The 19,802-nt window shown below is 47.3% G+C and carries 17 protein-coding genes; 3 read left to right on the forward strand and 14 right to left on the reverse strand.

Going from position 1 to position 19,802, the window contains the following annotated elements; all coding sequences use genetic code 11:
* The first annotated feature begins 43 nt into the window (after window positions 1-43).
* Complete coding sequence (gene ilvD / locus B2739_RS04550; protein ID WP_331344688.1) at window positions 44-1,888, forward strand: dihydroxy-acid dehydratase; 1,845 nt, start codon at window positions 44-46, stop codon at window positions 1,886-1,888.
* A gap of 176 nt (window positions 1,889-2,064) precedes the next feature.
* On the opposite strand, the gene B2739_RS04555 is transcribed toward ilvD, so the two are convergent.
* From B2739_RS04555 to B2739_RS04605, 11 genes are all read right to left on the reverse strand, one after another.
* Complete coding sequence (locus tag B2739_RS04555; protein WP_331344689.1) at window positions 2,065-3,444, reverse strand: hypothetical protein; 1,380 nt, start codon at window positions 3,442-3,444, stop codon at window positions 2,065-2,067.
* Between the two features lie 11 nt (window positions 3,445-3,455).
* The gene (locus B2739_RS04560; protein WP_049631720.1) at window positions 3,456-4,082 is read right to left on the reverse strand and encodes an energy transducer TonB; all 627 of its coding nucleotides are present in this window, start codon (window positions 4,080-4,082) and stop codon (window positions 3,456-3,458) included.
* A gap of 5 nt (window positions 4,083-4,087) precedes the next feature.
* Window positions 4,088-4,492, reverse strand: coding sequence for a biopolymer transporter ExbD (locus B2739_RS04565; RefSeq protein ID WP_331344690.1), 405 nt, complete (start codon window positions 4,490-4,492; stop codon window positions 4,088-4,090).
* A gap of 54 nt (window positions 4,493-4,546) precedes the next feature.
* Window positions 4,547-5,074 carry a MotA/TolQ/ExbB proton channel family protein gene (locus tag B2739_RS04570; RefSeq protein ID WP_331344691.1) on the reverse strand — a complete coding sequence of 176 codons (528 nt, stop codon included), beginning with the start codon at window positions 5,072-5,074 and terminating at the stop codon, window positions 4,547-4,549.
* A gap of 11 nt (window positions 5,075-5,085) precedes the next feature.
* On the reverse strand, window positions 5,086-6,459 hold the full coding sequence (locus B2739_RS04575) for a MotA/TolQ/ExbB proton channel family protein (RefSeq protein WP_331344692.1): 1,374 nt from the start codon (window positions 6,457-6,459) through the stop codon (window positions 5,086-5,088).
* Window positions 6,456-7,238, reverse strand: coding sequence for a DUF3450 domain-containing protein (locus B2739_RS04580; protein WP_331344693.1), 783 nt, complete (start codon window positions 7,236-7,238; stop codon window positions 6,456-6,458). Before B2739_RS04580 ends, B2739_RS04575 begins: the two co-directional genes overlap by 4 nt.
* A gap of 264 nt (window positions 7,239-7,502) precedes the next feature.
* Window positions 7,503-8,009, reverse strand: a complete 507-nt coding sequence (locus tag B2739_RS04585; protein ID WP_331344694.1) for a dihydrofolate reductase — start codon at window positions 8,007-8,009, stop codon at window positions 7,503-7,505.
* Window positions 8,010-8,062: 53 nt separating this feature from the next.
* Window positions 8,063-8,902 (reverse strand): thymidylate synthase, encoded by an 840-nt coding sequence (locus B2739_RS04590; RefSeq protein ID WP_331344695.1) that lies wholly within the window; start codon window positions 8,900-8,902, stop codon window positions 8,063-8,065.
* 27 nt (window positions 8,903-8,929) lie between these two features.
* Entirely contained in the window at window positions 8,930-9,769 is an 840-nt protein-coding gene (gene lgt / locus B2739_RS04595; RefSeq protein WP_331344696.1) for a prolipoprotein diacylglyceryl transferase, read from the reverse strand.
* A gap of 78 nt (window positions 9,770-9,847) precedes the next feature.
* Entirely contained in the window at window positions 9,848-12,121 is a 2,274-nt protein-coding gene (ptsP, locus tag B2739_RS04600) for a phosphoenolpyruvate--protein phosphotransferase (RefSeq protein ID WP_331344697.1), read from the reverse strand.
* A gap of 55 nt (window positions 12,122-12,176) precedes the next feature.
* Window positions 12,177-12,680, reverse strand: coding sequence for an RNA pyrophosphohydrolase (locus B2739_RS04605; RefSeq protein ID WP_331345122.1), 504 nt, complete (start codon window positions 12,678-12,680; stop codon window positions 12,177-12,179).
* Between the two features lie 238 nt (window positions 12,681-12,918).
* On the opposite strand from B2739_RS04605, the gene B2739_RS04610 reads away from it, so the two are divergent.
* On the forward strand, window positions 12,919-13,575 hold the full coding sequence (locus B2739_RS04610; protein WP_331344698.1) for an HAD family hydrolase: 657 nt from the start codon (window positions 12,919-12,921) through the stop codon (window positions 13,573-13,575).
* 15 nt (window positions 13,576-13,590) lie between these two features.
* Here the strand turns inward: B2739_RS04610 and B2739_RS04615 are convergent, their stop codons facing one another.
* Window positions 13,591-14,784 (reverse strand): class I SAM-dependent rRNA methyltransferase, encoded by a 1,194-nt coding sequence (locus B2739_RS04615; RefSeq protein ID WP_331344699.1) that lies wholly within the window; start codon window positions 14,782-14,784, stop codon window positions 13,591-13,593.
* Window positions 14,785-15,130: 346 nt separating this feature from the next.
* Between B2739_RS04615 and B2739_RS04620 the strand changes: the two genes are divergently transcribed.
* Window positions 15,131-17,023, forward strand: coding sequence for a hypothetical protein (locus B2739_RS04620; protein ID WP_331344700.1), 1,893 nt, complete (start codon window positions 15,131-15,133; stop codon window positions 17,021-17,023).
* 89 nt (window positions 17,024-17,112) lie between these two features.
* Here the strand turns inward: B2739_RS04620 and B2739_RS04625 are convergent, their stop codons facing one another.
* Together B2739_RS04625 and B2739_RS04630 are read right to left on the reverse strand one after the other, a co-directional pair.
* Window positions 17,113-17,649 carry a glutathione peroxidase gene (locus B2739_RS04625; protein ID WP_331344701.1) on the reverse strand — a complete coding sequence of 179 codons (537 nt, stop codon included), beginning with the start codon at window positions 17,647-17,649 and terminating at the stop codon, window positions 17,113-17,115.
* A gap of 251 nt (window positions 17,650-17,900) precedes the next feature.
* On the reverse strand, window positions 17,901-19,502 hold the full coding sequence (locus B2739_RS04630) for a carbohydrate-binding protein (protein WP_331344702.1): 1,602 nt from the start codon (window positions 19,500-19,502) through the stop codon (window positions 17,901-17,903).
* Window positions 19,503-19,802: the final 300 nt, after the last annotated feature.

Here is a 19,802-nt window from a genome sequence, read left to right on the forward strand (position 1 = left end):
ACCGCCGTTAGCACAAGCAACAGGCTTTATGAGGTTAAGCGTTATGCCAATCTACCGTTCCAAAACCACCACAGCAGGCCGCAATATGGCAGGTGCACGCGCCTTGTGGCGTGCTACAGGCATGAAGGATGAAGATTTCCAAAAGCCCATCATCGCCATCGCCAACTCATTCACCCAGTTCGTGCCAGGGCACGTACACCTTAAGGATTTGGGTCAGTTAGTTGCACGTGAAATCGAAAAGGCCGGCGGTGTGGCAAAAGAATTCAACACCATAGCGGTAGATGACGGTATCGCTATGGGACATGACGGTATGCTCTATAGCTTGCCATCACGCGACATCATCGCCGACTCAGTTGAATACATGGTCAATGCTCACTGCGCTGATGCTATTGTGTGCATTTCTAACTGCGACAAAATCACTCCGGGAATGTTAATGGCAGCAATGCGCCTGAATGTTCCGGTTATTTTCGTTTCGGGTGGGCCAATGGAGGCCGGTAAAACCAAACTGGCAGATCACAAGCTCGATTTGGTCGATGCCATCGTCATCGGTACAGATAAAAACGCCAGCGACGAACTTGTTGAAGCTTACGAACGTTCTGCATGCCCAACCTGCGGCTCTTGTTCCGGCATGTTTACTGCCAACTCGATGAACTGTCTCACTGAAGCCTTGGGTCTATCACTCCCCGGTAACGGATCAACTTTGGCGACCCATGCGGACCGCGAGCGCCTGTTCCTTGAAGCAGGCCGTCGCATCGTTGAAATCACCAAACGTTACTACGAACAAGACGACGAAAGTGTATTGCCGCGCTCTATTGCCAGTTTCGAAGCTTTCGAAAATGCGATGGCGCTCGACATAGCAATGGGCGGCTCCACTAACACCATTCTTCATTTACTCGCAGCGGCTCAAGAAGGGGAAGTGCCTTTCACCATGACAGACATTGATCGCCTGAGCCGTAAAGTGCCGCAGCTCTGCAAAGTTGCACCCAATACCCAGAAATACCATATGGAAGATGTGCATCGCGCCGGTGGTGTTTTTGGCATTCTTGCGGAATTGAATCGCGGCGGGCTGATCCACAACCAAGTTCCTACTGTTCACAGCAAAACGCTACAGGAAGGATTGAATAAATGGGACATCGTCAGTACCAGCGATGAATCTGTTGCCCAATTCTTCCGCGCAGGTCCAGCAGGAATCCCAACCCAGGTCGCTTTTAGTCAAGCCACCCGCTGGCCTACGCTGGATGCCGACCGCGTCGAGGGCTGTATTCGCTCGGTTGAACATGCCTATTCCAAAGAGGGCGGCCTCGCTGTTTTGAAGGGCAATATCGCATTAGATGGCTGTGTCGTTAAAACTTCTGGTGTCGATGAAAGCATCTGGGTTTTTGAGGGGCCGGCTTATGTGGTTGAAAGCCAGGATCAAGCAGTTAAAGATATTCTCGATGGTAAAGTAAAAGCAGGTGATGTAGTTGTAATCCGCTACGAAGGCCCTAAAGGCGGCCCTGGCATGCAAGAAATGCTCTACCCAACTAGCTATCTTAAATCCCAAGGCTTGGGCAAAGCATGTGCACTGCTTACAGATGGTCGCTTTTCAGGTGGAACATCAGGCCTGTCTATTGGCCACGCCTCACCAGAAGCAGCAGCTGGAGGTGCGATTGGCTTAGTTAGAACCGGTGATATTATTCATATCGATATTCCCAACCGCAGTATTAACGTACTTTTATCAGATGCAGAATTGGACGCACGCCGTATCGCAGAAAATGCCAAAGGCCCGCTCGCCTGGAAACCTTCAGAGGTTCGCCCACGCAAGGTCACAGCATCTCTCAAAGCCTACGCCATGCTTGCAACCAGCGCCGATAAGGGAGCCGTCAGGGATTTAAGCAAATTGGATTAAATGATTCTGCCAATATCTATAAGTAACAACGATATGGTATTGGCAAAATTATTTCTCGCTGGTAAATCTTGCTCACCGGTGTAATTTAGTTAATCAGAAGTTCTTTGTTTCAAATAGAGTAAAAACAAAAAAGCCAGCATATGCTGGCTTTTTTGTTTTTAGCTGAATGACAAGAGCTAGTCTTGGTTAGCCAACTCTTGTTTTTTCTTTTCTCTTTCACAGAAAGCAATCCATTGAGCGGCCACTTTAGATGAACGAGCATCTTTACCAGCCTCTCTGAAGAACTTGATAGCTTCATCATAATTCTTCAATTCAAACTCTGCTTGAGCAACAGTTAAGTTAGCGTAGTCAACACGCTTGATGCCGCCTTTACGCAAAGCATCACGCCCCCATTTGGACGCATCTTTGAATTTATCATTCGCAAGATAAGCCTGAGCCAAACCAATAATTAACTCGCCATCAGTTGATTTCGTTGCAGCACGCTCATACTCAACCAAAGATTCTTTGGCGTTCTGCGCGAGACGCAATGCATCAGCAAGAGTTTTCAGATTTTTAGCTGTTGGCTCTATGACCTTATCAGTATAGATACCTTTTCTCAGAACCTTAGCTGCCTTGTAAGGGGTTTCAGCCTCAAGGAAAGAATAAGCCAAGTTAACCAGATCTCTCTCGGTTGTCAGACCACCCATTAAATAACACGTTTCCATTGCATGAAGCGCATCATTTGTACGATCTAACACGCGATAGACTTGAGAGAGCTGCTTCCAGTATTGTGCCTTTGGATAATGCTTAATCAGCTTTTCCAAAACAACCAAACCACTCTTATAGTCTTCTTTATCAAAATACAAACCACGCTGCAAAATAAACCAGGACTCAGCTGGCACTTTGCCTGCAGCTTCCTGAGCTTTCACAGCTTCGTTTATATTTAATAAAGCATTCTTACTATCATCCAATTGATAATACAAAGTGGCGAACATATAAGAATCTTCAGGCTTTAACTTTTCTGCAAAGTCTGTCCATTTCAGCAACGTTTCTAACGCTTTCTTGGGATTATCAAGTTGCGAATACAGCTGACCAACAATACGAATAGTTGATGATTCAGTTGCTAACGGCATGTTGGGGCTTAATGCGAGCATTTTATTAAAGCTCTCGATAGCCTTCGCATAGTTTTCGACACCTAAATATGCATAACCCATATACTGATGCAACAGTACTTTTTCATAAGGATTTGCTTTCGCAGAGTTAGCTTCCATCTGATTCAAAAGCTGCATTGCTTTGCGTGGGTCGGGCTTTACAGATTCATCCTGCGGTTGCAGAAAGTTAGCAGCCTCAGTAATTTTTTTACCGAACGACTCAGATACGTTTGGAAACTTACGTTGCTGCGCACCAGCATATTTGTTTTTCGCCGTTACTTGAGCATGAGCAACAGATAACGATAACTGCACACCGGGTGCTACTGCTGAAACGATATTGTTTATTAATACAGGCGATACAGCTATCAAACCAGCCAACAGAGTGCGATTAAGAGCAACTGAAACGGCAGGAAATACTTGTTTCATTTCATTACCCCTTATTTCTGCATCTCGTAAGTGAAGCGGTTTTTCACACCGGGAACTTCTACCGCTTTCCCATCAACCACTTTCGGCTTGTATTTGAACTTCAGTGCAGCCTTAACAGATGCACGGTTGAATACAGTAGTCGGCTTGCCTTCTTTTGTGATGCACTGATCAGGAATAGGCTGTGGGTCACGGGTAGTACCGGTTTCCGTTACTGTGTAAACCACTGTGCAGAAACCTTCAATTCCACGCGATAAAGCTGTACTTGGGTACTCAGGCGGAACCTTCACGATAGGCAGGTATTCACCCTCGCTAAAAGCCAATGAGTTGCCACCAACATCAATATCAGCTTTGGCAACAGGCGCACTCATGTTTAACGCATCGCCAGAAACATCCGGAGCTTCAAACTCTGGCTCCGGCAGATCAGGAGGAGTTTCAGGCTCTTGTGGTTTCTCTGGCTTTGCATCTTCCATGCGAGTTTCAATTTTGGTATCAGACATACGAATATCTGGGATTTTCACAGACTTTGACTCATCAGGTGGAGCAAACTCTGTGTTAACCAAACTATTCATCAAAAACAGGAGTCCAAGTGTGGTAACTACCCCGAGGATTCCCGCTATGGTTACTTTAGTAGGATTCATAGCTATTAATTCTTCTCAGTAGATACACTTACATCGGTCACGCCAGCTGTGCGAGCTGCGTTCGCTATCTCAACTACAAACTTGATATCAGCATCTTTATCAGCCTGAATAGAAATAGCACCCTTTGGATTGTCTACACGCATACGCTCTATTGCTTGGCGCAAATTACGCGAATCAATTTTTTTCTTATCCATCCAGATTTCGTTATCAGCACCAACGGCAATCAATATACTTGCGTTTGGCTTGTCATCCGCAGTGTTCGCATCTGGCCGGGTTACATCTTTACCGGTTTCTTTGATGAAAGTTGCAGTAACAATAAAGAAGATCAACATAATGAACACAACGTCCAACATGGGCGTTAAGTCAATTGCTTGAGCCTCTTCTTCTCGTTTGGGATTATTCCTGCTCATGAGACATCTCTTTCATACAGGTTAAAATTTATCACCACTAATGGATCACTATAATTAGTGATCCATTGTCAAATGATCTGCAAACAATGCCTTTTCACTGTCAGAGACACGAGTCAAATAAGTACTGGCAAAAACACCTGAAATTGCAGCAACCATTCCAGCCATTGTAGGGATAGTAGCTTTTGATACACCACCAGCCATTGATTTGGCATCACCGCCACCGGTATTCGCCAGAACACCAAATACGTCAATCATACCTGTTACCGTACCCAGCAGCCCCATCAATGGACAAATTGCAACGAGTGCGCCGATCAAATCAAGGTTTGCGCTAATTTTATCGTTCATGCGAGAAATCATTGCATTGCGGATTTGGTGAGCATTCCAGGACTTGCGCTCTTTGCGAGCCTCCCAAGCATTTAATTGACTTTGAATCTGCCCTCTTAGATTACCTTTGAAGTAGATAACTCGTTCAAAAATGAGTGCCCACATAACAAAGGTCAAGGCAGCAATGAGATACATTACAAAACCACCTTGATCCAAGAAGGCTTTAAGGTTTCCGAAAAAATCCATTAAAGCCTGCATGGTTTAATCTCCTACTTGCGCTCGGTATTTTCGGCAATAATGCCAGTAGTCTGCTCATCCAAGACATGAATTACTGACTTGGCACGACCATTGACGAACGTGTGCATCAGAACCATTGGAATAGCAACTAACAGACCTTGAACAGTGGTGATAAGTGCAGCAGAAATACCGCCAGCCATGTTCTTAGGATCCCCAGCACCAAAGATTGTGATTGCCTGGAAGGTAGTGATCATACCGGTTACAGTACCCAACAATCCCAACAAAGGAGCAACTGCAGCGATAATCTTCAATATTGCCAATCCGCTTTCAATTGAAGGACGCTCTTTTAAAACAGCCTCTTCAAGCTTGAGTTCAAGCGTTTCAACATCGACGTTTTTATTTTCCTGTGCCACCATCAATACACGCCCTAAGGGGTTATTGGCGCTTGGGTTAGCAGGATTTTTCAGCTGAGAGTTAACTTTTGCACTCATACCGAAGAGTACAATCATACGCCAGACTCCTAGCAAAATCCCGAAAATACCTACATACACAATCACCCAACCTACAGAGCCACCCTGCTCAAGATACTCTTGAAGATTTGGCTTTTGAATCAGCGCTGCTAGCAACTGACCACCAACAGGACCTGTTGGGTCAATACCCACATCCACTACACCTGTTGATGCATTTTGCAATGCACTGGCAGCAGACAACATGTCAGAAGCAGGCTGACGGCCTAATTCTTCAATTTTTCCAGAGTTGTAGCTCAGGTAAGTGCCATTTGATACCAGGTTGTAAGCACCAATACGTACAATTTCTTGCTGTGACTGTTCGCCATTAGGCTTAATAACCGTACCGTTAAATTTTACAACACGGCCAGTTTCTACCATCTCGCGCTGAACTTCATACCAAAGACGTTCAATTTCTTCGATATCCGGCAACTGGGTACTACCGTTCATTTTCTCGATCAACGCATCGAGGAAATCACCACGATTTGGATATTGAGCACTCACCAGAGAAGTATCCAAAGTTGCGCGCAAATCACCTGCTGTAGAGGTCAAGTGACCGAACAATTCGCGCATGGAACCTAAACGCTCATTCAGCTGAGCTCTTTTTTGAGTTACGAGCAGCTGTTGTTCCGCATACTTTTTCTCAAGCGTTTGCGAACGGTTTTCTTCCGCTTGACGAGTCGCTTTGGCTTGAGCTAACAAGTTAGCTTGATTTGCTTTATCACGAGCAAATTCAGCCTCACGTTGTTTGTGCTCAGCAGATTCACTGATTTGTGACTTCTTAACCATGTCGAGTAACTGATCAAGAGTCTGAGCCTTTTCTTGTGCAACAGCAAAGCTGGTACTCAGCAAGCCAGCAGCTGCTAGCATCAGACAGCTTTTAACAAACTTCATTTTCATTGTGCTGCCTCCGGAGCTTGAATTGGCATGGTCATAATATCTTTAGTCGCCTGATCGCGAGCAATTTTCAAGCCTTTAAGGATTTCACTGTTGTATGAGCTATCCAATGGCAACCAAGATTTTTGGGCAACATCCCAATAACCGCTGGATTGAGCATCAGTTGTTTGATACATCAGGGAAATGCGGCCTACACGGAGGACGTTTACTTCACGATCTTGACCATCAAGATTAAGGGTCGCTTTGTAAGCACTAATAGTGCTGCCGTAAGCAGATTCAATTTTGTAGGCTTCCAACACTTGGCGGAATTTCTCTGATACAGAGATATCAGCGCGATCTTGGTTGGCGCGAACCATTTCCAAGCTTGCTTTGCGATCATCCAGATAGAAAGGCTTATCCAAATTAACAAATTGCTCAAGGCTATCAAGCATGCGGAAAATCAATGGCTGAATTTGGCGCTCGATTACAGTTACTTTCTCGATTGACTGCTCTAACTCGGTTACTACGGTCAATTGTTTGGCAACTTGCTTTTCCATTTGGGCGTTGAAAACGCGCAGATCTTCGATCAACTTATTTTGACTCTTGAATTCTTGAGTCAAGTCATCGGTTTCTTGAGCCAGTCTATCAATACGCTTTTGAGAATCTTGCGCCAGAGTAGTCTTGGCTTGGCCTGCTTTAAGTACTGCATCCAGACTTTGATCTGCCATGGCAACGCTACCCATTAGCGCGCCGGCAGAAAGCATGGTGGTAATAGCCACTGCTTTCAATCGCTGCTTTTTCATAATCCCCCCAACTGGGTGTTCAATCAAGTGAGTTTGCGGCAACCCGCTGCCGCAGACGCGTTATCCACGTAGCCTCGTATAGAGGCAGCTAAGAACGGCCGCATTGTAATAAGCGCCAAGGCTTACTTTCCAATGATTTATCCTTAAGCTTTTTACGTGTGTATTTAGGTATCACTCTGGTAACACATATTGCAATCAATAAGCTCACCAGTAACACAACAAACAAAAACAAAACCTATGTCGCACTTTTAGTCGGGCGATAGACTACTTGTCACCCAAATTCTCATCCAGACGGTCATATATCAAAAAAGTGTGACGCGCAGATGCATCCGCCTCACCTTCAATACTAGATACCAGTGACCACTTTGCAGGATCGAGCTCAGCAAAAAAAGCATCGCCTTCTGGCGTCAAATCAACGCGCGTGAGATAAACACGCTGCGCCGCTGGCAGAGCAGATCTGTAGATTTCTGCACCGCCAATAATCATGGTCTCTGATGCATCAAACCTCTTCGCCACTTGCACCGCCTCATCAAAGCTGTGAGCAACCTCAACACCATTAGCGACCCACGCACTATTGCGAGAGATAACAATATTAATTCTGCCAGGCAGGGGACGACCTATGGACTCATAGGTTTTGCGCCCCATTATTACTGGTTTTCCTAATGTTACCGCTTTGAAATATTTGAGATCCTGCGGAAGGTGCCAAGGCAATTGATTATTGCGCCCTATAACACCATTTTTGGCGACGGCCACGATGATGGCTAATTTCATGCAGAGGATTCGCCTTCTTATTGACTACTTATTTGCCAACAACCAACAAACCACTAAATGGCAATAGGCGCAACTATACGCGGATGAGGTTGGTAACCTTCGAATTCAAAATCCTGAAGCTCGTAATCAAAAATCGATTCAGGTTTGCGACAGATCTTAAGTGTAGGCAAGTTTTTGGGCTCGCGTGTTAATTGTTCGTAAACTATGTCGTCAGAAATATGATTGTTATATAGATGACAGTCACCGAAGGTATGCACAAAGTCGCCAACACCAAGATCGCACTGTTGCGCGATCATATGAGTTAACAATGCATAGCTGGCAATATTGAAAGGCACCCCAAGAAATAAATCCGCACTACGCTGGTACAGCTGACAAGATAACTTGCCTTCCGCTACATAAAACTGAAACAACGTATGGCAAGCCGCCAACGCCATGCGTCCATGCTCTACATTTTGCTGCGGACTCATGGATTCATCTGGTAAATCAGCTGGATTCCACGCGCTGACAATCAAGCGACGGGAGTACGGATTCTTTTTGATCTGCTCGATAACTTGCGAGATTTGGTCGATTGTGGAACCATCCGGACACGCCCAACTACGCCATTGCTTTCCGTAAACAGGGCCCAATTGCCCGGACTCGGTCGCCCATTCATTCCAGATATTACAACCACGTTCCTGCAGCCAGGTAACATCTGTGCGCCCCTGTAAAAACCACAACAGCTCGACAATAACACTCTTGAGATGGACGGTTTTAGTTGTTACCAACGGAAACCCATCGTTTAGATTAAATCTCAACTGCCTACCAAAAACCGAACGGGTTCCGGTGCCAGTACGATCCCCTCGCTGCACTCCGCTTTCAACCACATCGCGCATCAAATCAAGATATTGTTTCATCAAACAACTCACACAAAATTAAAATGATCAACCCTTAGCTTTTTTGTCCGCAAACTTATAGGCGTAAACCAGCAGTCCTAGCCCTAGCAAAAACATGGGGACGCACAGCAATTGCCCACGAGTCATCCATCCCATCAGATCAAATCCAATACCTTGATCAGGCTCGCGTACAAACTCAACACTAAAACGGAAAACCGAATAACCTATCAGAAAAATACCCGATACCGCACCGCGCGGACGCGGCTTGCTCGAAAACCAGAACACAATAATAAACAACACCAGCCCTTCAAAAAAGGCTTGGTACAACTGACTAGGATGGCGCGCAACCCCCTCTGGAAGCGCCTTTGGAAAAACCATCGCCCAGGGGACATCACTAATACGCCCCCACAATTCCTGCCCAATAAAGTTGCCCAAGCGCCCAAATCCCAAACCTAGCGGCACTATGGGAGCCACAAAATCCATCACACTGATAAAAGGGCGACCAATCCGATAGGAGTAAATAAGCATGGCCGTAATAACGCCTATCAATCCACCATGAAAGGACATCCCACCTTCCCAAACCCGGAACAGCAAAAGAGGGTCAGCCATCCACTGTTCAAAGCTGTAAAAAACAACATACCCGAATCGGCCACCCAGAATTACACCAAAGGCACCATAGGTAATCAGGTTTTCAACCTGCGCCCTATTGATCGTCGCTGTCGGCGCTTTGGCGCGATATAAAGCCAACAACCAGGCACTGGCAAACGCAAGAAGATACATAATCCCATACCAGTGCACATTAAAAGGGCCGATAGTGATATCGCCAAAAGTGATGGGGCCGATAGGTATAGTAAAGGCTACGGGGTCAAGATCGGGGTATTGCAACATAAGCAGTTAAACCTGAGGCGTCCTGAAGTGGGGGGGGGCGATTATGGCGTCCGTTTATGACCAACCAAAGACATTTATTTAACCAGCATCCGAAGTAACTGGACGAATCAATCGCGTCAGCCCTGAGTCACGCAACTCACGTGCAATATACTCACGAATCTGTTCGCCATTTGACATACGCATAACATCTGACAGTAATTTTTTGGCATGGTCATAAGTAATGCCACGAATAACAGACTTTACCTTGGGTAAATTGGTTGCGTTCATGGACAAGACATCGTAGCCCATCGCCATCAACAAGATGGCAGCCCCCGGATCGCCCGCCAGTTCGCCACATATACTGACACTGATACCTGCATCATGAGCGGCATAAACAATATATTGCAGCGCACGCAACACAGCGGGATGGAAAGCCTGATAAAGATCGGCAACTTGAGCGTTATTGCGATCCACAGCTAGCAAGTATTGGGTTAAATCGTTACTACCCACCGATAAGAAATCCACGCGACGGGACAGCTCCGGCGCAAGATAAACAGCGGCAGGCACCTCGATCATCGCGCCAACTTGTGGCTTGCGAACTTTGAAGCCTTCCTCCAGCAGCTCTTTGTAGACACGCAGAATCAACGCTTTAGATGCATCCACTTCCTGTACGTTAGTGATCATTGGCAAGAGGATACGGAGATTATCCAGCCCCTCACTCGCTTTGATCATAGCGCGGATCTGTGCCAGAAAAATTTCGGGGTGATCCAGGGTGACGCGGATTCCACGCCATCCCAGAAACGGGTTGTCTTCCTCGATTGGAAAGTAGGGCAAGGCTTTATCACCACCGATATCCAGCGTCCGCATGGTCACAGAATGGGGTGCAAATGCCTCCAGCTGCTCGCGATAGATGGCGCGTTGCTCCTCTTCACTGGGAAAGCGATCGCGCAACAAGAAGGGAACTTCTGTGCGATACAAACCCACACCTTCCGCTCCACGCTCCAGTGAACGAACAACATCAGCCATCAGCCCGGTATTGACATGGAGCGGCAGGCGATAGCGATCCTTAGTCTCACAAGGCAGATTCTTCAGCGCTTCAAGGCCTTTGACCAAAGCCTGCTCTTCCAGAAAAATCGCTTTATATTGTTTGCGCAACTGGGCACCAGGGTCGCAATAGACAGTGCCTTTGTAGCCATCAACGATGATTGGCCTGCCATCAATCTGGGTGAAAGGTAAATCCACAACCCCCATTACCGTGGGGATATCCATCGCACGAGCAAGAATTGCCACATGAGAGTTAGATGAACCGTGCACCGAAACCAAACCGGCAAGTTTTTCTTTGGGAATCTCCCCCAGCATAGATGCCGTCAATTCTTCACCAATAAGAATGGCTTTATCAGGATATACACGGGTTTTTTGGTTGGATTCCTGCAAATAAGCCAGTACACGACGCCCCAGATCGCGCAGATCGGTAGCGCGTTCGCGCAGATAAGGATCATTCATGCTGTTGAAAATATTTTCGTGCTCGATGATCACCTCGCTCCAGGCATACGAGGCATTCGCCCCTTTGCGGATACGACCAACCACTTCACTGGCCACGGATGCATCATCCAACATAGCAAGGTAAGCATCGAATAACGCCTGTTCTTCACGATTGATGCGGGCTTTTAGCTGCTCTCCAAGCGACTTGATGTCTTCGCGCACAGCCATCAGGCTACGCTGGAAAAAGTCGATTTCCGCCTCAATATCCTTGCAAGTCTGATAGGGAACAGAGCGTAGGTCTGCCGCTGGGGCGATAACAACCGCCTCTCCTATAGCAATCCCTGATGCCCCCGACACCCCCACAAATTTGGATTGAGCGGCCTTGGCTTTGGTGCCCACAGGCATAACGCCACCAGTCGCCTCAGCATGGGCAATAACACCCGCCAATTGAGCAGACATAGTGACAAGGAAGGCCTCTTCGCCTTCATCAAAACGGCGCTGCTCCACTTGTTGCACAACCAATACCCCCAACACTTTGCGATGGTGGATAATCGGCACCCCTAGAAATGAGCTATACCGCTCCTCTCCGGTTTCAGGAAAGTATTGGTAGCTGGGATGAGCCTCCGCATGCTCAAGATTGATAGGCTCTTCACGCACTACAACACGCCCAACCAAACCTTCGCCCGCCGCCAGACGCACCCGTCCTACCGCATCGGCATTAAGACCATCGGTTGCCATGAGCACATAATCGCCTTTGGCATCACGCAAATAGACAGAACACACCTGGGTGGCCATCACCTGTTTCACTCGCGTAACAATAATCGCCAGCGCGGTTTTCATATCGCGCGCGGCGTTTACTTCCTGAACGATGGAGCGAAGTGAGTTCAACATAAGGGTGATGATCAAACCTGTCAGATGGATTAATTTCTATTTTATGCTTTTGGTACTAACGAAGACGGAGGCCGCGCTCCTCCAAATGCGAGTGATACAAGGACAATTCTTTCAAGGCTCGTCGATACACATCGCGCTTAAATGAGACCACTTTCCCCAGAGGATACCAGTAACTCACCCAGCGCCAATCATCAAATTCAGCTCGCCCACCGTTATTAAGGCTGACTTTTGAGTCATCACTCAACATGCGCAAGAGAAACCACTTTTGCTTTTGGCCTACACACAGCGGAAGCGAGTTGTGACGTACCAGTCGATGCGGTAGCCGATAACGCAACCACCCCCGCGTACATGCCAGAATCTCTACGTCACTCTGGTACAAACCAATTTCTTCGTGCAGCTCACGATAAAGCGCCTGCTCAGGGCTCTCATTCGGATTAATACCACCCTGAGGAAATTGCCAGGCATCCTGCCCCCCGACACGCCGGGCCCATAGGAGCTGCCCCTGATCATTGGTCAAAATAATGCCCACATTCGGGCGGAATCCATCGGAATCTATCACGGGGGAACGGTCCATATAAAAGGTTTTACTGTGGGGAATCACGCCAATTTGCACCACCAAATCAGGGTGCAACATGTTCCACAAAACAGCGTTTTCCGCACTATATCAGGCTTACCCAAACCCGCAACCCTGAATCTGAGAAATGGATTTGCATTGAGCCTATGGATATCGCCCGCTATCCTAGCGCCCCTTTACAAGCATTTTTGTACCTGAAGACCTAACCAAAACGGGGAATATTGTGGCGCTGGCTATTTTTGATCTCGACAACACCCTCATTGCTGGCGACAGCGACCACAGTTGGGGCGTATTTCTAGTGGAAAGACAATTGGTAGACGCGGACGTCTATCGTCGCGCCAATGATGGCTTTTACGCCGATTATAAAAATGGAACATTGGACATCCGCGCTTATTTGCAGTTTTCACTTGCCCCCTTGACCCAACACAGCATGGAAGACCTGCAAAAATTACACGCAGAATTTATGCAGAAACACATCGAGCCTCTGATGCTTCCCAAAGCGGTGGCGCTTTTAAAGAAACATCATGACCAAGGTGATCACCTGCTGATCATCACTGCCACCAACGGATTTGTGACGCGCCCCATCGCCAAACGTCTTGGCGTAGATGACATATTAGCTACCGATCCGGAAGTGGTTGATGGCCGCTACACCGGTAACTTTGTGGGCACCCCCTGCTTTCAAGCAGGAAAAATTACCCATCTACATGAATGGCTTAAGAGCAGTCATCACTCATTGGAAGGCGCTTATTTTTACAGTGATTCAATCAACGATCTGCCCCTCCTTGAGCTGGTTGACAATCCAGTTGCCGTGGATGCGGATGAGCGCCTTAGCCACATCGCACGCGAACGCAACTGGACGATGCTAAGCCTGCGTGATTAGTTAACCAGAGAGTGTTTACGCCAGATACACACGCGCAAACACCGCTTTTAAATAGTCAGTCTCAGGGATGGCAGGATGAACAGGGTGATCCGCACCCTGCCCGCCCTGACCGATAATCTGTACATGACGATCCAGATGACGGCCCGCCGCACGCACAATTTCTACCAACGTATCTTTGCCTAAATGCATGGAGCATGAGCCTGACACCAACAATCCGTCACGTCCCAATAAACGCATTCCCAATTCATTAATATGACGATATGCCGCTTCGCCCGCTTTTTGGTCTTTGCGCTTCTTGATAAAAGCAGGAGGATCAAGCACCACCACATCAAACCGCTCGTCATTCGCTATCAACTCTTTGAGAACATCGATCGCTTTACCTTGAATAGCTGCAACACGATCAGCCACCCCATTGAGCTGCGCATTCTCTAATACCGCATCTGCCGCAGCTTCAGAAACATCCACACAGAACACCTCACTGGCACCCGCCACTGCGGCCTGAACCCCCCACCCACCGATATAAGAAAACACATCCAACACACGCTTACCCTGAACGTATTGTTGCAAGAGTGCACGATTCATACGGTGGTCATAAAACCAGCCTGTCTTTTGCCCACCATGCACCGGGGCCATAAAACGCGTACCGTTTTCCACCAACTCGACAAATTCAGGCACCTCGCCGTAAGCCACCTGGGTATATTCAGGCAATCCTTCCAATACTCGCGCGCTATGCTCATTGGCAAGTAAAACGCCCTCGGGTGCCAGCACCTGGACCAATGCCTCGACAATCTCATTTTTGACCAATTCCATGCCTGCACTGGCAATTTGTACCACCAGATAATCACCAAATCTATCCACCACCAACCCTGGCAACAAATCAGAATCGCCATAAATCAAGCGATAAAAAGGCTCATCAAAAGCCAGTTCACGCAACGCAAGCGCCTGTTTGATACGATGCACCAGAAGGGACTTATTTAACGGATGCTTTTCATCGCGGTTGATGATGCGGCCACAGATCAACCCATTAGGATTGATCAAAGCAATCCCTAGCGGCTTACCATTACTGCTTGTGACGAGAGCTTGCTGCCCCATAGAAAAGGCTTTGAGTGGCGATTTGGCAGTATCCACCTCATTGCTATAGATCCATAAATGCCCCAGCTTCAAACGGCGATCAGCTTGGGGATTAAGAACAAGAACAGGCAGATTCATAGCAACACTCACATGATAAAAAAGTGCGCAGATTATAAGGCTTGTGCGACTGGGACACAGAAATAAAAACAGCCCGGCGGCAAAATGCGAAAGGGAAAAAGCTCCAAGTGACGCATAAAATGCTAATAAACGCACAAATATCCCGTGTTTTGCACTCAGGAGCGCGTTTTTTAAACGCCCAGCTCTTTATCATTCAAAAGATATGAGCTAACGTTAGCTTTGGCCAATAAGTATCAATAAGCTCAAGAGCTTAGCGCCGATTCTTTATGCCGTTTATATCATTGAATTCAATACCAGCCGCCGCCTTATGCCCATCTTTCGGCGTTCGGAAACCTAGGAAGACACCATGCATACTCTAAAAACGACGACGATAGTCAGTGCAGCTGCTCTGAGCCTGTTACTTTCTGCTTGCGGTGGCGGCAGCGACTCGCCGCTGATTAGCGGTGGTTCCAGTAGCGTCAGCTCTGGCACAGTAGATACCACAACCCCAACATCTATAGGACTCGGCAGTGGCGCTGATTTCGTTTCTGGCCAGATTGGCGTGGGCATCGGAAATGCGACCCTGTCTCCCGGTGGAAGCACAACACTGACAATCAATGTTGTAAGCCCAACCAACACATTGGTAACGAATCCGGTCAATGTGACATTCAACTCAGTATGCGTTGCTTCCGGTGAGGCCATCCTCAAGAACGGCGACACAACCACTAATAATGTTTCCACCAGCAATGGTCAGGCCACTATCACGTATACCGCTAATGGTTGCGTAGGTAACGATGAAATCACTGCGAGCGCGGTACTTGCTGGCAGCACTAAAACAGCCAGAGCAATATTGAATATCGCCCCAGATACCATCCAGACCGTTTCTTTTATTGAGGCGGACCCAACACTGGTGAATTTGAAGGGCACAGGAGGGAAAGAAGTGTCCAACATTCGCTTCCGTGTTCTGGGTGCGACTGGAGCCCCTATGAAAGGGGTAGATGTTGATTTTTCACTTAGCACCTCTGTAGGCGGCCTCAGCCTGACGGATACAACCACCAAAACTGATAGCGCAGGTTATGCAAAAACCACCGTGCAAGCCGGTGCAGTTGCCACCACCGTGCGCGTAACTGCCAAAGCGCGCGGCACCGAAATATCGACACAATCAAGCCAACTGATCGTATCAACCGGCATTCCCGATCAAGACAGTATGTCGCTGTCAGCTACAGAGCTCTTTCCTATCGGAGCATGGGACTATGATGGTATCGAATCCCAACTCACAATTCGCATGGCCGACGCTTTTAACAACCCACCTCCGAATGGAACGGCGATTACCTTTACCACCGAAGGCGGGGCAATAGAATCGGGCTGCCCGGCCGAGGCCGGAGCCTGTACAGTCAGATGGGTCAGCCAAGCGCCAAGACCAACTCGTAACAGTGCGAATAACTCTCCCGAACGCATACTTTGTGTGGATGCATTGGGCACGCGATTAAATGATGCAGACTACAATCGTTGTGCTCTGGAACGTGCGGGGCGCGTCACCATTTTGGCAACAGCTATTGGTAATGAAAGCTTTATTGATACGAATGGCAATGGTTACTACGACAAAGGAGTAGATATTTTTAAATCATTCAACGACGGCGGAAATTGTGATGCAAACGTCCCCCCATCATCAGCCAAAACACCGTCCAACTCCGGCGTTATACCTTGCGATGACTTGGTTGAAGCTTATATAGACAAAAATGAAAATGGGAAACGCGACACAGATGAGGAGTTCGTCGACTTTAATAAAGACAACGCACACTCTATAGAAAATGGAATCTACAATGGTGTGTTGTGCCAGATTGAAGGGGATGGTTGCACAAAAACAGGAGTTTCCATTCGAGACGAAGTAGTAATTGTTATGAACAGCACTCGTATGCTGATGCGCAATAAAGTGTTCCCGTTCATAAACAAAAACATAACGCTTACCGGCGCCGCCCCCATTAGAACTACCTCATTCTGGATGGCTGATGAGAATGGCCATGGATTACCTGCAGGCACAACGCTTGATGTAGATACTGAAAGCCTAAAAAATGCCGATGCCACCATCAATACCAAGGGTCCTATTATCGCGTCGGCAGACCCCGCAGTTGTTGAAGTGACAGTCACACCAGCTTCCACAGGCATACCTTCAGGCTCTTTCAATGTAGAAATTACTGTTCCTACACCCGGTGGCGATGTGACCTATATTGAAACAGTCAACGTATTTTTTACACCTTAATCAAAATCACATTCGCGAAAATCAAAAAAAGCCCTTCATGAAAATGAAGGGCTTTTTGATTTTTTGGATACAGCTAAATATTTATCAACTCAGAGAAGCTTCTCAATCGCTCCCGCCAACTTCGCTGAATCCGGCTTTGTCATACTTCCAAAATGCTCAACAACCTTTCCGTCTTTACCCAGCAGATACTTATTAAAGTTCCATTTGGGCTCTTTGGATTGGCTCGCCAAAGCCTTGAACAATGAGTTGGCCTGCTCACCTTTTACGTGGGTAGGTGCCAGCATGGTAAAGGTCACGCCGTAGTTCAGGTAACAAATTTCAGCAGCTTTCTCTTCATCGGCATCCTCTTGTTTAAAGTCATCACTGGCAAAACCCACCACGACCAAACCTTTGTCTTTGTATTTCTTATGCAAAGCTTCCAGCTCTTTGAATTGCGATGTAAAACCACAATGGCTCGCAGTATTCACCACCAACACCGTTTTGTTTTCCATCAGCTCGCAAATATTCACCGAATCTTTGGAATGCAACTTACGGTATTCACCTTTCATATAATCCGGACATGCAGATACAACAGCACTTGCCATACTCATCATTGCCACTCCAACAAGACTCAGTGAAGTTTTCATAAATACGTTCACAACTGTTTCTCCATTCTCAGGGCATTGGCGACACGCCAACACAATCAGTACGAAGTCTATGCTTTTTTGGATGCAATAAAAGCCATGACGGTGCTACTTAACCAATCCTTACCGACCCGATTCGCAAGCCAGATGTGCGTTGCGGATAAATAAAAAAGCGGATCTGCAAGCAGATCCGCAAAAGTCCGGGGAGGACATAACGAGTGAAAAATTGTTGCTCGCCTTACCAATAAGGCGTTTTAGATTTTGGTGATGCGCAGCCAGTTAACATTCCAGCCGCTTTGTGGGGCATAAATTCCTACACTGTAAGTACCGGCAGTGACTTGTACATTGTGCGAAACCGTTGTCCAGTTTTGCCAGCCACCGGTTGCCGGAATGGTTACTTGGCCTAGCTGGATTGCGCCGGCATTTAAATCCAACGACAGCGCAGAACCTGTCGGGCTTGCAACACGGTATTCCACCTTATAAGTACCGCTGGTAGGGAAATTAATATTCGCGTATGACATCCAATCGCCCGTATCAATCCAGCCAACATTTTGCCCACCACCAGAATCCGTTGTGGTTTCAAGTTGTACACCGCTCATTACCGAATAACTTTCCGCCTGGATTAAACGTGTAAACGGCGCAGCACTGGATGATGCCCTGCTGGAGCTTTGCGGTGTGCTGGAACGCGAGCTGCTGGATGCAGTTGCGCCTACCACACCATAGGGAGGCGATAAGGTTTGGCATGTTTGGATACCAACGCAATCCGCGTTATTTTGCCAACCCCAACCGGAGCTGATGTGCGTACAAATAGGATAAAGCGTTCCCCACCAATTGCATTGCTGTGCGGCCGCGCTACTTGAACTTGCAGGCGTTGATGATGCGGGGATTGAACTGGTGCTATTACCATTGATGTTTTGTATGTAGCTTGTTCCCGCTGCGCGCAAGTTCGCAACTTTTTGTGGAATTAATGTTGGCGAGACGATGTTATTTTTTTCAAAATAAACCCAGTCAACGTCCTCATAATATTCGCGGTAATTGCTGTTGTTGATGTAACCGTGTGTATTACACGCCGCATCAAAACAATCGTTGCTGAACCACAATTGGAACATCAGATACATTGGGTAATCCGGCGCAACTGCACCACTGAACGACGTCTGGTAATTGCCATCGATGTAAAACGCAATATGACCATCTTGCACCTGCATAACGAGTGTATGCCAGCCTTGCAAGCTTCCCTGGGTACGCGTTACACCGTGATTGCTTTCATCACTCCAATCAACGATACGATAGGTACCCGACCACATACTCGGCGTAGCCGAACCAGTCCACCAACCACCGTTGGGCAAATACTCAAAATCAATTTCACTGTAAGGCTCCGCACCTTCGATGTAATCCGTCAAACCAAAGAACGTTTGAATCACCGTATCGCCATCGGCACCGGTGCTGGGCGAATCATTAAAATACATGCGCGCAGCCCAGGTTCCGTTTTTATAAATTTGTTCCGTGCGGGCAACTTCTGCTTGCGACACACTGCCCGAGGTTGAATTATTATTTGCAATAGTGCTGCCGTTAATATTAGTGCCCGCTTTCAAACGCATGAATTTATTGGATGGCGATGCAGGATCGGTCACAAACGAAATATTATTTTCACTCCATGTTCCATTTGCCAACCCGGGACCACCAGACCATGTGCGTAACCGCCATCCATTATTAGTAAGCTGGGTGTTATTGGTGTAACTAAAATCATCAAATAAAATTTGCTCTGTTTGCGCTGCTACAGGCAGGGCGGACAAACACAGTACACTGGCTGCGCCAGCGCACAATTGTTGTAATGGTTTACTTAGTGGAAATTTCATTATTGTTCCCTCTCACCAGTTTTCATCAATAAAATTGATCGAGACCAATTACATTAACAATCCAATTGACCCGATACCGATAACGCAGCACTCTGAAACGTTACTACTAGACGACTACCAAACAAATATCACACGTTCACCAATCTACAGAGTGCATTGACCACGCTAGCACCAGCCCGAAAGCGCAACAATGCGCGGCGCTAAAGTCAAACCTTTGCGAACAAAAGTCGAACATAGGCTACAAAAGTGGTTCCGATTAGTGCCGGATTGATCACATCCACTCCGTGCGCCAATTTTGTT

Origin of the sequence: Cellvibrio sp. UBA7661, from assembly GCA_002483365.1 — a bacterium.
Lineage (GTDB): Bacteria > Pseudomonadota > Gammaproteobacteria > Pseudomonadales > Cellvibrionaceae > Cellvibrio.

Excerpts from the sequence above, each read along its gene's own strand:
- ilvD (WP_331344688.1), top strand. The coding sequence starts at position 44 with ATGCCAATCTACCGTTCCAAAACCACCACAGCAGGCCGCAATATGGCA.
- B2739_RS04555 (WP_331344689.1), bottom strand. The coding sequence starts at position 3,444 with ATGAAACAAGTATTTCCTGCCGTTTCAGTTGCTCTTAATCGCACTCTG.
- B2739_RS04560 (WP_049631720.1), bottom strand. The coding sequence starts at position 4,082 with ATGAATCCTACTAAAGTAACCATAGCGGGAATCCTCGGGGTAGTTACC.
- B2739_RS04565 (WP_331344690.1), bottom strand. The coding sequence starts at position 4,492 with ATGAGCAGGAATAATCCCAAACGAGAAGAAGAGGCTCAAGCAATTGAC.
- B2739_RS04570 (WP_331344691.1), bottom strand. The coding sequence starts at position 5,074 with ATGCAGGCTTTAATGGATTTTTTCGGAAACCTTAAAGCCTTCTTGGAT.
- B2739_RS04575 (WP_331344692.1), bottom strand. The coding sequence starts at position 6,459 with ATGAAAATGAAGTTTGTTAAAAGCTGTCTGATGCTAGCAGCTGCTGGC.
- B2739_RS04580 (WP_331344693.1), bottom strand. The coding sequence starts at position 7,238 with ATGAAAAAGCAGCGATTGAAAGCAGTGGCTATTACCACCATGCTTTCT.
- B2739_RS04585 (WP_331344694.1), bottom strand. The coding sequence starts at position 8,009 with ATGAAATTAGCCATCATCGTGGCCGTCGCCAAAAATGGTGTTATAGGG.
- B2739_RS04590 (WP_331344695.1), bottom strand. The coding sequence starts at position 8,902 with ATGAAACAATATCTTGATTTGATGCGCGATGTGGTTGAAAGCGGAGTG.
- lgt (WP_331344696.1), bottom strand. The coding sequence starts at position 9,769 with ATGTTGCAATACCCCGATCTTGACCCCGTAGCCTTTACTATACCTATC.
- ptsP (WP_331344697.1), bottom strand. The coding sequence starts at position 12,121 with ATGTTGAACTCACTTCGCTCCATCGTTCAGGAAGTAAACGCCGCGCGC.
- B2739_RS04615 (WP_331344699.1), bottom strand. The coding sequence starts at position 14,784 with ATGAATCTGCCTGTTCTTGTTCTTAATCCCCAAGCTGATCGCCGTTTG.
- B2739_RS04620 (WP_331344700.1), top strand. The coding sequence starts at position 15,131 with ATGCATACTCTAAAAACGACGACGATAGTCAGTGCAGCTGCTCTGAGC.
- B2739_RS04625 (WP_331344701.1), bottom strand. The coding sequence starts at position 17,649 with ATGAAAACTTCACTGAGTCTTGTTGGAGTGGCAATGATGAGTATGGCA.
- B2739_RS04630 (WP_331344702.1), bottom strand. The coding sequence starts at position 19,502 with ATGAAATTTCCACTAAGTAAACCATTACAACAATTGTGCGCTGGCGCA.